The organism is Streptomyces blattellae, assembly GCF_009709555.1.
Taxonomy (GTDB): Bacteria; Actinomycetota; Actinomycetes; order Streptomycetales; family Streptomycetaceae; genus Streptomyces; species Streptomyces blattellae.
On record NZ_WJBG01000197.1, the window covers coordinates 73,319 to 89,716 of the forward strand.

Below are 16,398 nucleotides of genomic sequence, written 5' to 3' on the forward strand. Positions count from 1 at the left end.
GGTCTCTGGGTCAGCCGGTCCGGACGTCGAGGGACTCGAACCGCCACCGATGCACCGCCCGGGTGACCAACTCACCGGGCGGCTCCGGCAGTTCGGGTACCTCTTCGTCGTACGCGCCCTCCCACCACGTGACGACCAGCACCCGGTCCTGCGGCGCGCGGAGGGTCTCCCGGCGCAGGGGCTCCGCAGCGAGCCGCTGCCCGCGCACCCAGGCCAGCAACTCCTCACCCCGCCCTTCGGCCGCCCGCGCCTCCCACATCAACGCCACCCTCATGAGTAGAGGTTGTCCTTGCTGACCTCGTGGACGTGGTCGTGCCCCGGCACATGCGGGTCGGTCACCGGCAGCGAGGAGTCCGCCGACAGGTCCCAACTGGACGCCGCCCGCCCCCGCGCCACCATCTCCGCACCGAGCGCCGCGACCATCGCGCCGTTGTCGGTGCACAACTTGGGCCGGGGCACCCGGAGTTCGATCCCGGCCGCCTCGCACCGATGCTGGGCGAGGTGCCGCAGACGGGAGTTGGCCGCCACGCCACCGCCGATCATCAGATGCCCGACGCCCTCGTCCTTGCAGGCGCGTACGGCCTTGCGGGTCAGCACGTCCACGACCGCCTCCTGGAAGGACGCCGCCACATCGCGTACCGGCACCTCCTCCCCCGCCGCCCGCTTGGCCTCGATCCAGCGGGCCACGGCCGTCTTCAGTCCGGAGAAGGAGAAGTCGTACGCCGGATCGCGGGGCCCGGTCAGACCGCGCGGGAAGGCGATGGCCCGCGGGTCGCCCTCCTTCGCGTACCGGTCGATGACCGGACCGCCCGGGAAGCCGAGGTTCAGCACCCGCGCGATCTTGTCGAAGGCCTCGCCGGCCGCGTCGTCGATGGTCGCGCCAAGCGGCCGTACGTCGGAGGTGATGTCGGAGGACAGCAGCAGGGACGAGTGCCCGCCGGACACCAGCAGCGCCATCGTCGGCTCGGGCAGCGCGCCGTGCTCCAGCTGGTCGACGCAGATGTGCGAGGCGAGGTGGTTCACGCCGTACAGCGGCTTGCCCAGCGCGTAGGCGTACGCCTTCGCCGCCGAGACGCCGACCAGCAGGGCGCCCGCGAGTCCTGGACCGGCGGTCACGGCGATCCCGTCCAGGTCCCCGGCGCTCACCCCCGCTTCCTTCAGCGCACGGTCGATGGTCGGGACCATCGCCTCCAGATGCGCCCGGGACGCGACCTCCGGCACCACCCCGCCGAAACGGGCGTGCTCGTCGACGCTGGACGCGACGGCGTCCGCCAGCAGGGTCGAGCCGCGGACGATGCCGACGCCGGTCTCGTCGCAGGAGGTCTCGATCCCCAGGACCAGAGGTTCGTCAGCCATTGATCTCGGTTCCTTGTTCGGTTCCTTGTTCGGGGGCGGAACCCGCGGCGGAGCCGCTGTCGGATTCCATGGTCAGTCGCATCACGAGGGCGTCCACGTTCCCCGGCTGGTAGTAGCCGCGCCGGAAGCCGATGGCCTCGAAGCCGTAGCGCTCGTACAGCTTCTGGGCGCGGACGTTGTCGATCCGGCACTCCAGCATCACTTCGCCGCACTCGAAGGCGGTGGCCGCCCGCAGCAGCTCCGTGAGCAACCGCCCGCCGAGGCCGGTGCCCCACTGGCCTCGGGCCACGGCGACGGTCTGGATGTCGGCGATGTCTCCGGACGCGGCGAGGCCCGCGTACCCGACGAGCCGGTCCCCGTCGACGGCGACGACATACCGCCGGGTCGCCTCAGGACCGCGCGCGTGAGCCAGCTCGGACCAGAACATGCCCCGCGACCAGGCGTCCTCGGGGAAGAGGTCCTTCTCCAGCTCAAGCACCGGATCGATGTCCCACCAGCGCATCTCGCGCAGCACCGCTGTCACTTGGGGGTGACCACCTTGTAGTTCTTGGGGACCTGGGCGTCCGGACGGCGCAGGTACAGCGGCCGCGGCGCGGGGAGCTCCTCGCCGGCCGCCAGCCTCTCGGCGGCGAGGCTCGCGAGCGCCGCGGCCGACACGTGCTCGGGCTCGTGCACGCTGGGGAAGGTGTCCGGGTACAGCAGCGCGCCCGCGCCGACGGCGGGCAGCCCGGCCACCCGGTCGGCGATGTCGGCGGGCCGGTCCACGGCGGGCTCGGTGACACGCGTACGCGAGTCGGCGTACCGCGCCCAGTAGACCTCTTTGCGCCGGGCGTCGGTGGCGACGACGAAGGGACTCCCCATGTCGGACGCGTACGCGAGGCCGTCGAGCGTGCACAGCCCGTGCACGGGGACGCCGAGCGCGAGCCCGAACGTGTCCGCGGTCATCAGACCGACCCGCAGCCCGGTGTACGGACCCGGACCGATCCCTACGACGATCCCCGTGACGGCATCGAGCCTCAGCCCCGCCTCGGTCAGCACACGGTCGACAGCCGGCAGCAACAACTCTCCGTGCCGGCGCGCGTCAATCTGACTCGACGAGGCGACGACGTCCGTCCCGTCGTGCAGCGCGACGGTGACGGCGGGGGTGGCGGTATCCAGAGCGAGCAAGAGCACGCAAACAGCCTACGGCTCTCCGGCGCCGGTGTCGGACGTCCCGCCGTCCGCCCGGAGGGCGGGCCGCACGCGTCCCGACGGCGAGACGTGCGCGCCAGCGCGTGCACGCGCCCACGCCGGAGCCACCGGGCCCATACGGCACCGGCGCCCCCCCGGACCGGACCAATACCGGCCATCCCCCCATCCCCCCATCCCCCCATCCGCGCGGTCTGTCCGGCGTTCTGGTGCACGCGATCACAAGACGCCGGAGCGGCCCTCGACGCTCGACAACTGCGCGCCCGCGCGAGCCGGGCGAAGCCGGTTCGCACGGGCGAGGGAGTCCGCTCGCAGGGCGGGAGTTCGCGCGCAAGGCAGGAGTCCGCACGCAAGGCAGGAGTCCGCGCGCAAGGCGGGAATCCGCACGCAGGGCGGGAGGAGCCATGCGGGCGCGGGCGGTTCGGCGACGCCGCCGACGTGCGGGCTTGGCGTCGCGCGGCAGACGGAACGTCCGACACCAGCCCCGGGCACGGCACGGGCACGGGCACGGCACGGGCACGGGCACGGCACGGGCACGGGCACGGGCACGGCACGGGCACGGGCACGGGCACGGCACAAGCGCCCCGGTCGTGCACTCACCCGCTACTGTCGAACACTTGACCGATGCTCACCCTTCAGGGTGGAGGTGCAAGGCGTCCCGCCGCTAGCGGCCCGGAGGGGCGCAGCGGCGTGGTTAACATCGCTTTGTCCGACGAAGACCGATCCTCACCGGTCGGCAGCGGCCTGTGAAACAAGAACCGTGGTCGTCGCAACGAAGCGTGACGTACGACGAAGAGGTGGGCGACCGTGCCAAGCAGCAGCGCCGGATTCGTGGCCGTGCTGACCGCCGCGGCGGTCGCGACCGTCGGCTTCCTCGCCTACCAGGCGTCCGCGACCGTCCCGGCCGACCTGGCCCGGCCCCAGGCGGGCGGGCCGTCCGCGGCGGCCCCCTCGAAGGCGCCGCGGGACAAGCGGCACCCCGGCGCGCTGCCCACCGGCTCCGGCACAGGTGAACGGGTCGTGTACTCGGTGGACGACGACCGCGTGTGGCTCGTCATCCCGGGCAACAAGGTCCAGCGCACCTTCAAGGTCAACCCGAGCACGGTCGACCCACCGCCGGGCACCTACTTCGTCACATCCCGCTCCAACACCGCCACCGGTTCCGACGGCGCCACCATCGAACACGTCGTCCGCTTCACCAGCATCGACGGCGTCGCCATCGGCTTCAGCGCGGCCGTGGACGGCTCGGCCCCGGTCCTCGATCCGACGGTGAAGACGGGCGGCATCCGCGAGTCCCGCGCCGACGGCGACGCGATGTGGCAGTTCGCGACGATCGGCCAGAAGGTGGTCGTGATCCGCTAGAGACGGCTGGGCGGTGGAGCGCCCCCATGAGGCCGCCAACGGCCGGAGATGACTAGGCGGCCCTACGGCCTTCCGTCTCATACCGCTCCGGCGCCCGCGGCGGCGTGGAAATCACGTTCGCGGCGGCACACGACGCCAGCAGATCACGCATGGACAGCCCGGGCACCGCATCGTACGGCTGCTGCGGACGAGCCTCGTGGCGGTCGTTCTCCGCGCTGTGTTCCGAAGCCGGCATGGACGCCTCCTGAGGGACGGGGGCGGAGTTAGTTAGGTAGACCTAACTACGGACTGGGTACCATGTGACCACGCGCAAGACCTCGAAAGCAATATCTTGCCGACGTCTTGTCGGAACGTTCACCGACGCTCACGCGGACAGCACGCCGAGGTCCGCGTTCGCCCAGCGCTCCCCCAGCCCGGTCAGCGTCACATGCCGCACCTCGTCGGTCGTGTCGCCGACGGCCCGGTGGATGACGACCTGGAGCCGGTCGTCAGTCAGTTCCTCGACCTTGCCCTCGCCCCACTCCACGACGATCACCGACTCGGGCAGCGAGACATCCAGGTCGAGGTCCTCCATCTCGTCGAGGCCGCCACCGAGGCGGTACGCGTCGACGTGGACCAGCGGCGGCCCTCCCCCCAGCGAGGGGTGCACCCGGGCGATCACAAAGGTCGGCGAGGCGACGGCACCCCGGACCCCGAGCCCCTCGCCCAGCCCCCGGGTCAGCGTCGTCTTGCCCGCGCCGAGTTCCCCGCTGAGCATCACGAGGTCACCGGCGCGCAGCAGCTTGGCGAGGCGGCGGCCGAGTTCCTTCATCTGGTCGGTGGACTGGACGATCAGCTCGGTCTCAGCCGGGTTGTGCGGTGCTGCTTCCATAGCCACTCACGGTAGCGCCTGCCGGCACGGCACCCGCGCGGGTGAGCAGGTCGGCGAGACGGTCCGTGACCACTTCCGGGTGCTCCAGCATCACCAGGTGCCCGGCGTCCGGGACGAGAACCAATTCGGCGCCGGGCAACAGGTCGGCGATGGCCTCGCTGTGCTCGCTGGGCGTGACGAGGTCCTTGACCCCGGCCAGCACCAGCACCGGCAGATCCGCGAAGAGCGCGAGCGCCTCGGTCTTGTCGTGGTCCCCGAAGGCCGGGTAGAACTCGGCGACCACGTCGATCGGCGTGCCCTCGATCATCCGTTCCGCGAACCGCGCGACCGCCGGATCGATGTCCCGGGACGCGAACGAGTACCGCTTGATGACCCCGGTGAACAGATCGGCGGTGGCCCGCCGTCCCCGCTCCACCAGCGCGGCCTGCTGCCCCAGCGCCTTCAGCACTCCGGGGAGCACCCGGCGTACGGCGTTGACGCCCGCGACCGGCAGCCCGAAGTTGACCTCGCCGAGCTTCCCCGACGACGTACCGACCAGCGCGACCGCGGTGACCCGCTCGCGGACCAGTTCCGGGAACTGGGCGGCGAGCGCCATGACGGTCATCCCGCCCATGGAGTGCCCGACCAGCACGATCGGCCCCTCGGGCACGGCCGCGTCGATCACGGCCCGCAGATCGCGGCCCAGCTGGTCGATGGTGACCGGAATGCCGTCCTCCACCTGGGACGCCCCGCGCGCGGACCGGCCATGGCTGCGCTGGTCCCAGTGCACCGTCCGTACGACGCCCCGCAGCGCCGCGCGCTGGAAGTGCCAGGAGTCCTGGCTGAGGCAGTAGCCGTGGCTGAAGACGACGGTGACGGGGGCGGGGGCCTTACGGCCGAACAGCCGCCGGCGCCGCGGAGTGAGCCCTTCCTCGGGTTCGACGTCGTCGACCTCGTAGTACAGCTCGGTGCCGTCGTCGGCGTACGCCTTGCCGGGCGTGCCGCGCAGCGCGCCGTACGGTCCCGCCGAGTCCAGTGCGAGGCGGGCCTTCTGCCGCATCCCGCGCCCGACCGTCATGCGTTCTATGGCGACGCCGGCCGCCGCACCCGCCGCGACCACGCCGATCGCGGCGCCCGCGATACCGGTCACCCGGCGCCAGTTTCCGGCCGCCCCCGTGGCGGAGGCGACGGCCGCCGAGGCGGCGTTCGCTACGGCCTCCGCACTGCTCTCGCTCACGAATCGCTCCTCTTCGCCGTACTACTTGGTCGCCGGACGGGCTGTTGCTGACAGCTGACTCCTGACTCCTGACAGCTGACAGCTGACAGCTGACAGCTGACAGCTGACAGTGGTGAACGCCTCCTGGCGCCTACCCCGCTTGGCCCTCATTCACATAGACGCGGGGAACCCGCGTTCCGATGCGGGTGACGATTTCGTAGGCGATGGTGCCCGCGGCCTGCGCCCAGTCCTCGGCGGTGGGCTCGCCGCGGTCGCCGGGCCCGAACAGGACCGCCTCGGTCCCGGTTGCGGGCTCGTCTCCGCCCAGGTCCACGACGAACTGGTCCATCGCGACCCGCCCCGCGACCGTACGCCATTTGCCGCCGATCATGACCGGCCCGGTCCCGGAGGCGTGCCGCGGGATGCCGTCCGCGTACCCCACGGGCACCAGGCCGAGGGTCGTTTCACCGGGGGTGGTGTAGTGGTGCCCGTAACTGACGCCGTGCCCTCCCGGAACGTGCTTCACCAGCGCGACCGACGCCGACAGCGTCATCACCGGCCGCAGCCCGAAGTCGGCGGGGCCGCCGATCTCCGGGCTGGGCGAGATGCCGTAGACGGCGATCCCGGCGCGGACCAGGTCGAAGTGGCTCTCGGGCAGCGTGAGGGTGGCCGGAGAGTTGGCGATGTGCCGCACCTCGGGCCGTACGCCCAGGTTTTCGGCGTACGACAGCATCTCCCGGAAGCGGGTGAGCTGGGCCTCGATGGAGGGATGTCCGGGCTCGTCGGCGCAGGCGAAGTGCGACCAGAGCCCGGTGATCCGGATCAGCCCCTCCCACTCGGCGCGCAGGGCGGCGTCGACCAGCTCGGCCCAGTCGTCGCCGGGCTGGCAGCCGCCTCGCCCGAGGCCGGTGTCGGCTTTGAGCTGGACACGGGCGGGCGTCCCGGTTCTCGTCTGCCGGGCGGCCGAGGTCACCTCGTCCAGAGCCCACATACCGCTGACGGACACGTCGAGGTCGGCTTCGATGGCCTCGCGCCAGGGTCCGCCGGGGGTCCACAGCCAGCACATGATCCGCCCCGGGAGACCGGCGGCCCGCAGCGCGAGGGCCTCCTCGGGAGTGGCGGTTCCCAGCCAGGTCGCCCCCGCCTCGACCGCGGCGCGGGCGCACGGCAGCGCGCCATGCCCGTAGGCGTCGGACTTCACCACGGCCATCAGTTCCGCACCCGGTGCGAGGGCGCGCAGGGCCCGCACATTGGCCCGCAGCGCGGCCAGGTCGATCTCGGCGCGGGCACGCAGCGGGGCGGTCGGCGGTGGTGCGTTCTCAGTCATGGCGCCCCCAGTGTCTCAGAGGGGTCTGAGCGTCCCGTTCTGCGCCCGCCGGTGGCCACGACGATCGGCGTCCCGCTCGGACGAAGCGGGAACCGAGCGTGTGTGCTCAGTCTCAGCGACACGCCGCGATCACACCGCGATCACACCGCGACACGCCGCGCACGCCGGACAGCTGGGCGCGTCGCTGAGACTCAGACACCAGGTTCAGACACCAGGTGGCGGGCACCGACTCAGCACCGACCGACTTCGCCGACAGCATCCGCCGAGGGGTGCGCGGGAACCCCGACCGCGCCGGTCCGCATGAGGCGCGCTGGTCCGGAGGGGCCCGCACCCCGCAGCCATCCACACCGACCATCGCCTGCCCCGCGCCGTCCGGCGGCCATCCGCCATCCACGCCGACCGTCATCCGCCTTGCCGCGCCGACGGGACCCGGCGCCGTGTCGCCCGGCCGCGTGTCGCCGCCGCGGCGGTGCGCGGGTTCAGAGGCGCAGTCCGTGCCGGGCCAGATACTTCACCGGGTCGATGTCGGAGCCGTACTTGCGGAGGGCGCGCACCTCGAAATGCAGGTGCGGGCCGGTGGCACGGCCGGTGCTGCCGCTGCTGCCCAGCCGCGTGCCGGGCCGGACCCTGGCGCCCCGCGCCACGGAGATACGGGAGAGATGGGCGTAGACGACGTACCGGGAGTCGCTCATCTTCACCGTCACGGCCTTGCCGTACGACCCCGACCACCGGGCCAGCACCACGACGCCGGGGCCAACCGAATAGACCGGGGTTCCCTTCGGTACGGCGAGGTCGATTCCGGTGTGGTACCCGACCTGCCAATTCCCCCGCATCCCGTAACGCGCCGTGACCGTGACCCGCCGCCGTATCGGACGGCGCCACTTCTTGGGGGCGCGGTACATGTCGTCGTCGTCCGGGTCCGCCCAGTCCTCGGGTTCCTCCACGGCCGCGAGCAGGGCCTCGAATTCCTCGTCGTACTCGATGCCACAACTCCCGGCCGGTTCCTCACCCCAGTCGCCCGAATCAGCATCGCTCGCACGCTTCCCGAGGACGGCGCCCCCCAGAACTACGGCCGCCCCTCCCAGCACTTCACGCCGAGTAGCATCACGTATGTCTGATTCACTCATGCCGCCAGCGAACCACCCCCCTTTTCTGCTCCGCACACTCGGCCGACCGGGATTGCTCCCTTCGGTGGTTTCTTCACCTAGGAAGCGCCAATATCCCGCCCTACCGTTTGCGGGCGACGGCCGCAATCACAACGCGCGCACACGAGTTACGGCCGTCGCTGCGCGCTCAGATCGGCCTGCGTCCCCACACGTACACCCGGTCGCCCTTCTTCAGCAGGCCCCACAGCTTGCGGGCGTCGCCGTGGCGCATGCTGACGCAGCCCCTGGAGCCGACGGTGGTGAAGATGGTGCCGTGGACGGCGTGGAACGCCTGTCCGCCACTGAAGAACTGGGCGTACGGCATAGGGGACTTGTAGAGCGACGAGTAGTGGTTCTTGTGCCGCCAGTAGATCGCGTGCCACCCGGCGCGGGTCCGGTGCCCGGCCCGTCCACTGCGCATCGGCACCGGCCCGAACACCACCTTCTTCCCCTTCTGCACCCAGGTCAGCTGCCGACTGAGATCGACACAGGCGACGCGATACGCCCTTACCGGGCACTTCTTCGCGGCATTGGGGTTCTGCTTCGCGGCGGCGACCTGCGTCCACGCCCATGTAAGGGGACCGGCGTATCCGTCGACCTCGATCCCCTGCTTCTCCTGGAACGCCCGGATCGCCTCGCAGTCCTTCTCCGACGGCTTCCCGTCCACCTTCAACTTCAGCGACCGCTCGACCTGCCGCTGATAAGGCCCGGTGTTGTCGGGGCAGCTGTCCGGCGCGAGGTCGTCGTCGACCGGAATATCCTCAAGGAACGCGAACGTCCTGTCGGCCGCGTCCCTGAGTTCCCGCTCGACGGCTTCCAATTCCTCGCCGGTCGCCCTCTCCCCCGGCAGCAACTCCCCTTCCACGCCGGCACCAGGGGGCCCGGGTTCGGCAGCTGCGCTCCCCACAGGAATCACGGTGACAACGGCCAGCAGAACCGCGACACTCCGACGCACAAATCGTCCACTGATCATGCGCTCAGATAAGCGCGCCGCCCCAACCACCCCGGGGAGCCGCGCGGACGACATCACCCGTACGCATCCTGCAAGCTCAGCTCAGGCTGCGGGCAGTGCGCACCCGCCCCCGCCCCGACGCCGGGCGTCAAACAGCCCACGCCCCCTCACCCCCGTACATCCCTCCACGCCCCCGGAATCGCCTCGGCGACGTCATGCGCCCCCACCGGCGCCCCGTCCGCCGCGAACCGCCCCGCCAGCCCATGCAGATACGCCGCCGCACTCCCCGCGTCGACGGCTGAAAGCCCCGCCGCCAGCAAGGACCCCGCCAGCCCCGACAACACGTCCCCGCTCCCGGCCGTGGCCAGCCAGGCCGTCCCCGTCGGATTCACCCGCACCGCTCCACCCCCGGCATCCGCAACCAGCGTCGTCGACCCCTTCAGCAGCACCGTCGCCGCATACCGCCCCGCCAGCTCCCGTGCGAAGAACAGCCGGGCCCCCTCGACCTCCTCCCGCGAAACCCCCAGCAGCGCGGCGGCTTCCCCGGCATGGGGAGTCATCAGCGTCGGCGCGGTACGACGGCGTACGGCATCCGGGTCCGCGAGCCGCAACCCGTCCGCGTCCACCAGCACCGGCACATCCGCCCCCAGCACCTCCCCCACAGCCGACGCGTCGTCGCCCGCGCCGGGTCCCACGACCCACGACTGCACCCGCCCCGCCCGCCTGGGCCCCTTGTCGGACACCAGCGTCTCGGGGAAACGGGAGATCACGGCATCCGCGGCAGGACCGACGTACCGCACCGCCCCGGCGCCGCCCCGCAACGCCCCCGCCACCGCCAGCACCGCCGCCCCCGGATACCGCGCGGACCCGGCGGCGATCCCGACGACACCCCGCCGGTACTTGTCGCTCCCCCCCGCCGGCACCGGCAGCAGCGCCGCCACATCGGCGTGCTGCAAGGCCTCCAACTCGGCCTCGACCGGCAGTTCCAGACCGATGTCGACCAGCCGCACCGACCCGGCGTACTCCCGCGCCGGATCGATCAGCAACCCCGGCTTGTGCGTCCCGAACGTCACGGTCAGATCGGCGCGGATGGCCGCGCCCCGCACCTCACCGGTGTCGGCGTCGACGCCACTGGGCAGATCGACGGCGACGACGGCAGCCCGCGCATCCGCGACCACCGAAGCCAACGCCACCGCCGCTTCCCGCAGACCGCCCTTCCCACCGATCCCGACGATGCCGTCGACGACGAGATCGGCCGCCGCGATCAACTCCTCGGCGTCACCCGGGCGCACGGCCCGGCCACCCGCGCGGCGCAGTGCCGCGAGCCCCCCGGCGTGCGCCCGCTCGGGCGACAGCAGCACCGCCGCGACCCCCGCGCCACGCCGTGCCAGCCGCGCCCCCGCGTACAGCGCGTCGCCGCCGTTGTCCCCGCTGCCGACCAGCAGCACCACCCGGCTGCCGTACACCCGCCCCATCAACTGCCCGCAGGCGGCGGCCAGTCCGGCCGCGGCCCGCTGCATCAACGCGCCCTCCGGCAGCCGTGCCATCAGCTCCCGCTCGGCGCCCCTGACCGTCTCCACGCTGTACGCAGTACGCATGGAACCGAGTCTCTCTCGAAACGGCCCCTACTTCAGGTCGCTACGCCTTCGCCGCCACACCTTCGCCCGCCACACCTTCGCCCGCTCCACCTTCGCCGGCTACGCCTCAGCCACGACCACCGCGGAGGCCACCCCCGCGTCATGGCTCAGCGACACATGCCAGGACCGCACCCCCAGCTCCTCCGCCCGCGCCGCGACCGTCCCCGTCACCCGCAGCCGCGGCTGCCCGCTGTCCTCGACGAAGACCTCGGCATCGGTCCACAGCAGCCCCGCCGGCGCCCCCAACGCCTTGGCCACCGCCTCCTTCGCCGCGAACCGCGCCGCCAGCGAGGCGACCCCCCGGCGTTCCCCACTGGGCAGCAGCAACTCACTCTCCAGAAACAGCCGTTCAGCCAGCCCCGGCGTCCGCTTGAGCGAAACCTCGAACCGATCGATCTCGGCGACATCGATACCGACCCCGATGATGCTCATCCGGGCACTCTACGGGGCGGATCAACCCAGGCCTTCGAACAGCTCGTCCGTGTGCGGGACCGTACGGGCCCGGTCGAGCCAGTCATTGAGGCGGTCGAGGTCGGTACAGCCGGTGATGCGCTCGCGGACGTCGTCGGAGACAGGGAGCCCTCGCATCTCCAGGACCGCCAGGGTCCCCTTGGCCCTCCCGCGGGCCAGGCCTTCGGTGTACCCGCGACGCAGATCAATCAGATCGAGTCAGCCCTGACCGGAGTGAGCGAGAAGCGCCTGCGTCGGCTCGCCTCCAACTACGCCTGCACAGACAAGGACTTCATCGAAGCCCTGGTCACGATGGCCACCGACCGGACACGCGGCTGGTGGGAGAAGTACCGGGGTCTGCTGCCCACACCCTTCCTGGACCTGTCCGAGCTGGAGCACCACGCCCGCTTCCTGCGCCACGTGGCAATCCTGTACGTGCCTGGCCTGCTGCAAACGGAGGACTACTCGCGTGCCGTCTTCTCGTCCAGGTTGCCAGAACTGACCAGTGACGAAGTCGAGTTGCGCATCCAACACCGAAAGGCGCGTCAGGAGTTCACCACACTGTACGAAGCGGTGATCCACGAGGCGGCACTTCGGATCCGAGTCAGCGACCGGGCCGCCGCAAGGGCCCAACTCACCCGACTCCTCGAACTCTCCGAAGCAGACCACATCACCGTGCGTGTCATCCCCTTCGACCTGGACGGCTTCGCGACAGCCTCCAGCACGATGACTTACGTGGGCGGCCCTCTACCCAAGCTGGACACCGTGGTGCGCGACGCACCCCATGGCTCAGTCCTTATCGACCCCGAGGCTCAGCTCAACGTTTATCGAACGCGTTTCCGTAAGGTAGAGGCTGTATCACTCAAACCTGAACCGTCGCGTGGCTTCATCCACAAGCTGGCGAAAGAGCTATGAGGCATCCATGACCACCTCCAACAACTGGCGGAAGTCGTCCTACTCGGGTGAGGGCGACGGCAACGAGTGCGTAGAGATCGCCAACTCCCCTACTTACATAGCGATCCGCGACTCAAAGGCCCCGGCCATGGCCACCCTCACCTTCCCGGCCGGAGCCTTCGCCCCCTTCCTCGACGCCCTGAAGTCGGCTCACTCCACAGTGACCGACTTCGCCAGGTTCCGAGGCTGATCCACCTCGTTCCCCCGGGCGGTGGCCAGCTCACACGCGAACACCTGAAGGGGGACCGTGGCCACCAGCGGCTGAAGCAGGGTCGGAGTCGCCGGAATCCGGATCAGGTGATCCGCGTACGGCACCACCGCCTCGTCCCCCTCCTCCGCGATCACGATGGTCCGCGCCCCCCTCGCCCGGATCTCCTGGATGTTGGACACGATCTTGTCGTGGAGGACCGACCGGCCCCGAGGCGAGGGCACGACGACGACCACCGGCACATCGGCCTCGATCAGGGCGATGGGCCCGTGCTTCAACTCCCCCGCCGCAAAGCCCTCGGCGTGCATGTAGGCAAGCTCCTTGAGCTTCAGCGCCCCTTCCAGGGCGACCGGATAGCCCACGTGCCGCCCCAGGAACAACACGGTGTCCTTCTCGGCGAGGGTGCGCGCGAGTTGCCGTACGGGCTCCATGGTCTCCAGGACCCGCTCCACCGCACCGGAGATCTCGGACAGGTCCAGGATCACATCCCGGATCTCGTCGCCCCACTTGGTCCCTCGTACCTGCCCCAGATAGAGGGCGACGAGATAGCAGGCCACCAGCTGCGTCAGAAACGCCTTGGTCGAGGCGACCGCGACCTCCGGCCCGGCATGCGTGTAGAGCACGGCGTCGGACTCACGGGGAATGGTGGAGCCGTTCGTGTTGCAGATGGCCAGCACTTTGGACCCCTGCTCGCGGGCGTGCCGCAGGGCCATCAGCGTGTCCATGGTCTCGCCGGACTGCGAGATCGCGATGACGAGCGACTGCGGGTCGAGAATCGGATCCCGGTACCGGAACTCGCTCGCCAGCTCCACCTCGCACGGAATCCGCGTCCAGTGCTCGATGGCGTACTTGGCGATGAGCCCGGCGTGAAAGGCCGTACCGCAGGCCACGATGACGACCTTGTCGACTTCCCGCAGCACCTGCGGAGCGATCCGCACCTCGTCCAGCGTCAGCGAGCCGGCGGCGTCGATGCGCCCGAGCAGCGTGTCGGCGACGGCCTTCGGCTGCTCGGCGATCTCCTTGAGCATGAAGTAGTCGTAGCCGCCCTTTTCCGCGGCGGAGGCGTCCCAGTCGATGTGGTACGAGCGCACGTCGGCCGGACGACCGTCGAAGCCGGTCACCGTCACCCCGTCCCGCCGCAGCTCGACGACCTGGTCCTGCCCCAGCTCGATCGCCGACCGTGTGTGCGCGATGAACGCGGCGACGTCCGAGGCGAGAAAGGCCTCACCCTCCCCGACGCCCACCACGAGCGGCGAGTTCCGCCGCGCCCCCACCACCACATCGGGCGCATCGGCATGCACGGCGACCAGCGTGAACGCCCCCTCCAGCCGCCGGCACACCAGCCGCATCGCCTCCGCGAGATCGGCGCAGGAGGAGAACTCCTCGGCGAGCAGATGCGCCACGACCTCGGTGTCGGTCTCGGAGGCGAGGTCGTGCCCGCGCTCGGCCAACTCGGCGCGCAGCAGGGCGAAGTTCTCGATGATCCCGTTGTGCACGACAGCGACACGGCCCGCGTTGTCGAGATGTGGATGAGCGTTCGCGTCGGTCGGCCCCCCGTGCGTGGCCCATCGCGTATGCCCGATCCCCGTCGAACCGGTCGGCAACGGCCGCTCCTGCAGCTCCTTCTCCAGATTGACCAGCTTCCCGGACTTCTTCGCAGCGGCCATCCCGCCGTCCGCGAGCACCGCGACGCCCGCCGAGTCGTATCCCCGGTACTCCAGTCGCTTCAGCCCGGCCATCACCACATCAAGCGCCGACTGCGACCCCACGTATCCCACGATTCCGCACATACGCGGCAGCCTACGACCGATTCCGCGCCCGAAACGGTCTCCGCGTGCCCGATTTCGGAAATTCCCACCCCCCTGCGCCCCGCCCTCTCACGTCTTCGCCCGATAGGCCCGCATGGCCAACGGATAGAACACCAGCGCGATCCCCGCCGCCCACACCAGCGACCACAGCACCGGCTCCGCCACAGCCCCGCCCAGCAGCAGCCCCCGGAACGCATCGGAGAGGTGGGTGACCGGGTTGACGTCGCTGACGGCCTGGAGCCAGCCGGGCATGGTGTCGACGACGACGAACGCGCTGCTGGTGAAGGTGATCGGGAAGATCAGGGTGAAGGCGAACGCCTGTACCTTCTCCGCGTCGCCGGCCAGCATCCCGATCAGCACGGCGCTCCAGGACACGGCCGCGGCGAACACCACCACCAGCACGATGCCGAGCAGGAACCCGTCGAATCCGCCGGTGACCCGGAACCCGAGCAGCAGGCCGAGGCCGATCATCAGCAGCATCGCCCAGACATGCTTGGCGAGGTCCGCGGTGATCCGCCCGATGAGCGGGGCGGAGCGGGCTATCGGCAGACTGCGCAGGCGGTCGAAGACGCCCTTCGTGAGGTCCGTGTTGAGCGCCATCGCCGTGTACATCGTCATGAACAGGGTGTTCTGCACGATGATCCCGGGCAGCGCGTACTTCAGATACGCCTCGGGCGATCCGGCCATCTGCCCGCCCAGCACATAGGTGAAGAGGAACACGAACATGATCGGCGTGATGCTGTAGTCGACCAGTTCGAGCGGGTTGTGCTTGACCGCGACCAGGCTGCGCCAGGCCATCGTGAAGGTCTGCCGCAGTCCTGCCAGGGGGCGCACGCGGCCCGACGCCGTGATCGGAGCGGTGACGGTGGTCGCGGTCATGAGCGGCTCACCGCCTTCTCCATCTCGGCGTCGGAGCCGTCGGAATCCCGTACGGCCGCACCACCGTCGCTCTCCGGCTCACCCGGCTCACCCGGCTCAGCACGGTGGCCCGTCAGGGCCAGGAACACCTCGTCCAGCGAGGAGCGGCGCAGCGCCAGCTCGCCCACCGCGATCCCCTCGCGGTCGAGCGTGCGCACCACGGTCGGCATGAGCTGGGGGTCCTTCACGGGGGCCGTGACCGTCTCCCCCTCGATCTGGGTCTGCGGCCCGGCCGCCTGGGCGACCAGGAGATGCGCCCGCGCGAGGTCCCGCGCCAGCACCGGCCTCAGTTGCAGCACCTGCCCGCCGACCTGCGACTTCAGCTGATCCGGTGTGCCCTCGGCGATCACCCGGCCCTTGTCGATCACCACGATGTCGTCGGCGAGCACGTCGGCCTCGTTCAGATACTGCGTGGTCAGCAGGGCGGTCGCGCCGTCCGCGACCAGGCCCCGCAGCAGGTTCCAGAGTTCACCGCGGCTGTGCGGATCGAGGCCGGTGGTCGGTTCGTCGAGGAAGAGGATGCTGGGCCGGCCCACCAGGCTGGCCGCGAGGTCCAGACGCCTGCGCATGCCGCCCGAGAAGGTCTTCGCGGCCCGCCCGGCCGCGTCCGTCAGCTGAAAGCGTTCCAGCAGCTCACCCGCCCTCGCCTTGGCCTCGCGCCGCGGCAGACCGAGCAGCCGGCCGATGAGCAGCAGATTCTCCGTGCCCGTCAGGTTCTCGTCCACCGCCGCGTACTGCCCGGTCAGCCCGACGAGGGCACGGACGACCCCGGCGTCCCGGACCACGTCGTGACCGGCCACGTGCGCCCTGCCTCCGTCGGGCCGAAGCAGCGTCGCGAAGATCCGCACCGCGGTCGTCTTCCCCGCGCCGTTGGGACCCAGCAGCCCGAGCACCGAGCCCTTGCGGGCTCCCAGATCGACCCCGGCCAGCGCCTCGGTCTCCTTGAACCGCTTGACCAGGCCTTCCGCCTCAATCGCATACGTCATGCGTCACCCCTCGGAGTCAGGGCCTGCCCTGGTGGACCCCG

The 16,398-nt window shown here is 70.7% G+C and carries 19 protein-coding genes; 3 read left to right on the forward strand and 16 right to left on the reverse strand.

What is annotated here, in order from left to right:
- Nucleotides 1-10 precede the first annotated feature (10 nt).
- The 4 genes from GFH49_RS26595 to tsaB are packed head-to-tail and all read right to left on the reverse strand — an operon-like array spanning nt 11 to nt 2,529.
- A complete protein-coding gene (locus GFH49_RS26595) occupies nt 11-274 on the reverse strand; it encodes a hypothetical protein (protein ID WP_155058612.1) in 264 nt (87 codons plus the stop codon).
- A complete protein-coding gene (gene tsaD / locus GFH49_RS26600; protein ID WP_155058613.1) occupies nt 271-1,356 on the reverse strand; it encodes a tRNA (adenosine(37)-N6)-threonylcarbamoyltransferase complex transferase subunit TsaD in 1,086 nt (361 codons plus the stop codon). Before tsaD ends, GFH49_RS26595 begins: the two co-directional genes overlap by 4 nt.
- Complete coding sequence (gene rimI / locus GFH49_RS26605; RefSeq protein WP_155058684.1) at nt 1,349-1,858, reverse strand: ribosomal protein S18-alanine N-acetyltransferase; 510 nt, start codon at nt 1,856-1,858, stop codon at nt 1,349-1,351. Before rimI ends, tsaD begins: the two co-directional genes overlap by 8 nt.
- Before the next feature lie 17 nt (nt 1,859-1,875).
- On the reverse strand, nt 1,876-2,529 hold the full coding sequence (gene tsaB, locus GFH49_RS26610) for a tRNA (adenosine(37)-N6)-threonylcarbamoyltransferase complex dimerization subunit type 1 TsaB (RefSeq protein ID WP_155058614.1): 654 nt from the start codon (nt 2,527-2,529) through the stop codon (nt 1,876-1,878).
- A gap of 822 nt (nt 2,530-3,351) precedes the next feature.
- Here tsaB and GFH49_RS26615 point away from each other — a divergent pair.
- Nucleotides 3,352-3,906 (forward strand): hypothetical protein, encoded by a 555-nt coding sequence (locus tag GFH49_RS26615; protein WP_155058615.1) that lies wholly within the window; start codon nt 3,352-3,354, stop codon nt 3,904-3,906.
- 52 nt (nt 3,907-3,958) lie between these two features.
- On the opposite strand, the gene GFH49_RS26620 is transcribed toward GFH49_RS26615, so the two are convergent.
- From GFH49_RS26620 to GFH49_RS41050, 9 genes are all read right to left on the reverse strand, one after another.
- Nucleotides 3,959-4,141 (reverse strand): hypothetical protein, encoded by a 183-nt coding sequence (locus GFH49_RS26620; RefSeq protein WP_155058616.1) that lies wholly within the window; start codon nt 4,139-4,141, stop codon nt 3,959-3,961.
- Nucleotides 4,142-4,270: 129 nt separating this feature from the next.
- Nucleotides 4,271-4,777 (reverse strand): tRNA (adenosine(37)-N6)-threonylcarbamoyltransferase complex ATPase subunit type 1 TsaE, encoded by a 507-nt coding sequence (gene tsaE, locus GFH49_RS26625; RefSeq protein ID WP_155058617.1) that lies wholly within the window; start codon nt 4,775-4,777, stop codon nt 4,271-4,273.
- Entirely contained in the window at nt 4,749-5,993 is a 1,245-nt protein-coding gene (locus GFH49_RS26630) for an alpha/beta fold hydrolase (RefSeq protein ID WP_155058618.1), read from the reverse strand. Before GFH49_RS26630 ends, tsaE begins: the two co-directional genes overlap by 29 nt.
- A 130-nt stretch (nt 5,994-6,123) precedes the next feature.
- A complete protein-coding gene (gene alr / locus GFH49_RS26635) occupies nt 6,124-7,299 on the reverse strand; it encodes an alanine racemase (protein ID WP_155058619.1) in 1,176 nt (391 codons plus the stop codon).
- 479 nt (nt 7,300-7,778) lie between these two features.
- Nucleotides 7,779-8,426, reverse strand: a complete 648-nt coding sequence (locus GFH49_RS26640; protein WP_155058620.1) for a M23 family metallopeptidase — start codon at nt 8,424-8,426, stop codon at nt 7,779-7,781.
- A 166-nt stretch (nt 8,427-8,592) separates the two neighbouring features.
- Nucleotides 8,593-9,417: a L,D-transpeptidase family protein gene (locus tag GFH49_RS26645; RefSeq protein WP_155058621.1), complete on the reverse strand. Its 825-nt coding sequence runs from the start codon at nt 9,415-9,417 to the stop codon at nt 8,593-8,595.
- Nucleotides 9,418-9,563: 146 nt separating this feature from the next.
- Nucleotides 9,564-10,994 (reverse strand): NAD(P)H-hydrate dehydratase, encoded by a 1,431-nt coding sequence (locus tag GFH49_RS26650; protein WP_155058622.1) that lies wholly within the window; start codon nt 10,992-10,994, stop codon nt 9,564-9,566.
- Nucleotides 10,995-11,093: 99 nt separating this feature from the next.
- Nucleotides 11,094-11,465, reverse strand: coding sequence for a holo-ACP synthase (locus tag GFH49_RS26655; protein ID WP_155058623.1), 372 nt, complete (start codon nt 11,463-11,465; stop codon nt 11,094-11,096).
- Between the two features lie 21 nt (nt 11,466-11,486).
- Nucleotides 11,487-11,621 (reverse strand): hypothetical protein, encoded by a 135-nt coding sequence (locus GFH49_RS41050; RefSeq protein ID WP_268867526.1) that lies wholly within the window; start codon nt 11,619-11,621, stop codon nt 11,487-11,489.
- Nucleotides 11,622-11,687: 66 nt separating this feature from the next.
- Here GFH49_RS41050 and GFH49_RS26665 point away from each other — a divergent pair, with 66 nt between their 5' ends.
- Complete coding sequence (locus tag GFH49_RS26665; protein ID WP_155058686.1) at nt 11,688-12,398, forward strand: DUF5753 domain-containing protein; 711 nt, start codon at nt 11,688-11,690, stop codon at nt 12,396-12,398.
- A gap of 7 nt (nt 12,399-12,405) precedes the next feature.
- Nucleotides 12,406-12,627 carry a DUF397 domain-containing protein gene (locus tag GFH49_RS26670; protein ID WP_155058624.1) on the forward strand — a complete coding sequence of 74 codons (222 nt, stop codon included), beginning with the start codon at nt 12,406-12,408 and terminating at the stop codon, nt 12,625-12,627.
- On the opposite strand, the gene glmS is transcribed toward GFH49_RS26670, so the two are convergent.
- The 3 genes from glmS to GFH49_RS26685 form a co-directional block, all read right to left on the reverse strand.
- Nucleotides 12,588-14,435, reverse strand: a complete 1,848-nt coding sequence (gene glmS / locus GFH49_RS26675) for a glutamine--fructose-6-phosphate transaminase (isomerizing) (RefSeq protein ID WP_155058625.1) — start codon at nt 14,433-14,435, stop codon at nt 12,588-12,590. The two genes, GFH49_RS26670 and glmS, sit on opposite strands and share 40 nt — an antisense overlap.
- Before the next feature lie 87 nt (nt 14,436-14,522).
- Nucleotides 14,523-15,332, reverse strand: a complete 810-nt coding sequence (locus GFH49_RS26680) for an ABC transporter permease (RefSeq protein WP_155058626.1) — start codon at nt 15,330-15,332, stop codon at nt 14,523-14,525.
- Entirely contained in the window at nt 15,329-16,357 is a 1,029-nt protein-coding gene (locus GFH49_RS26685; RefSeq protein ID WP_155058627.1) for an efflux ABC transporter ATPase subunit, DrrA-related, read from the reverse strand. The genes GFH49_RS26680 and GFH49_RS26685 overlap by 4 nt, the downstream gene beginning before the upstream one ends.
- Nucleotides 16,358-16,398: the final 41 nt, after the last annotated feature.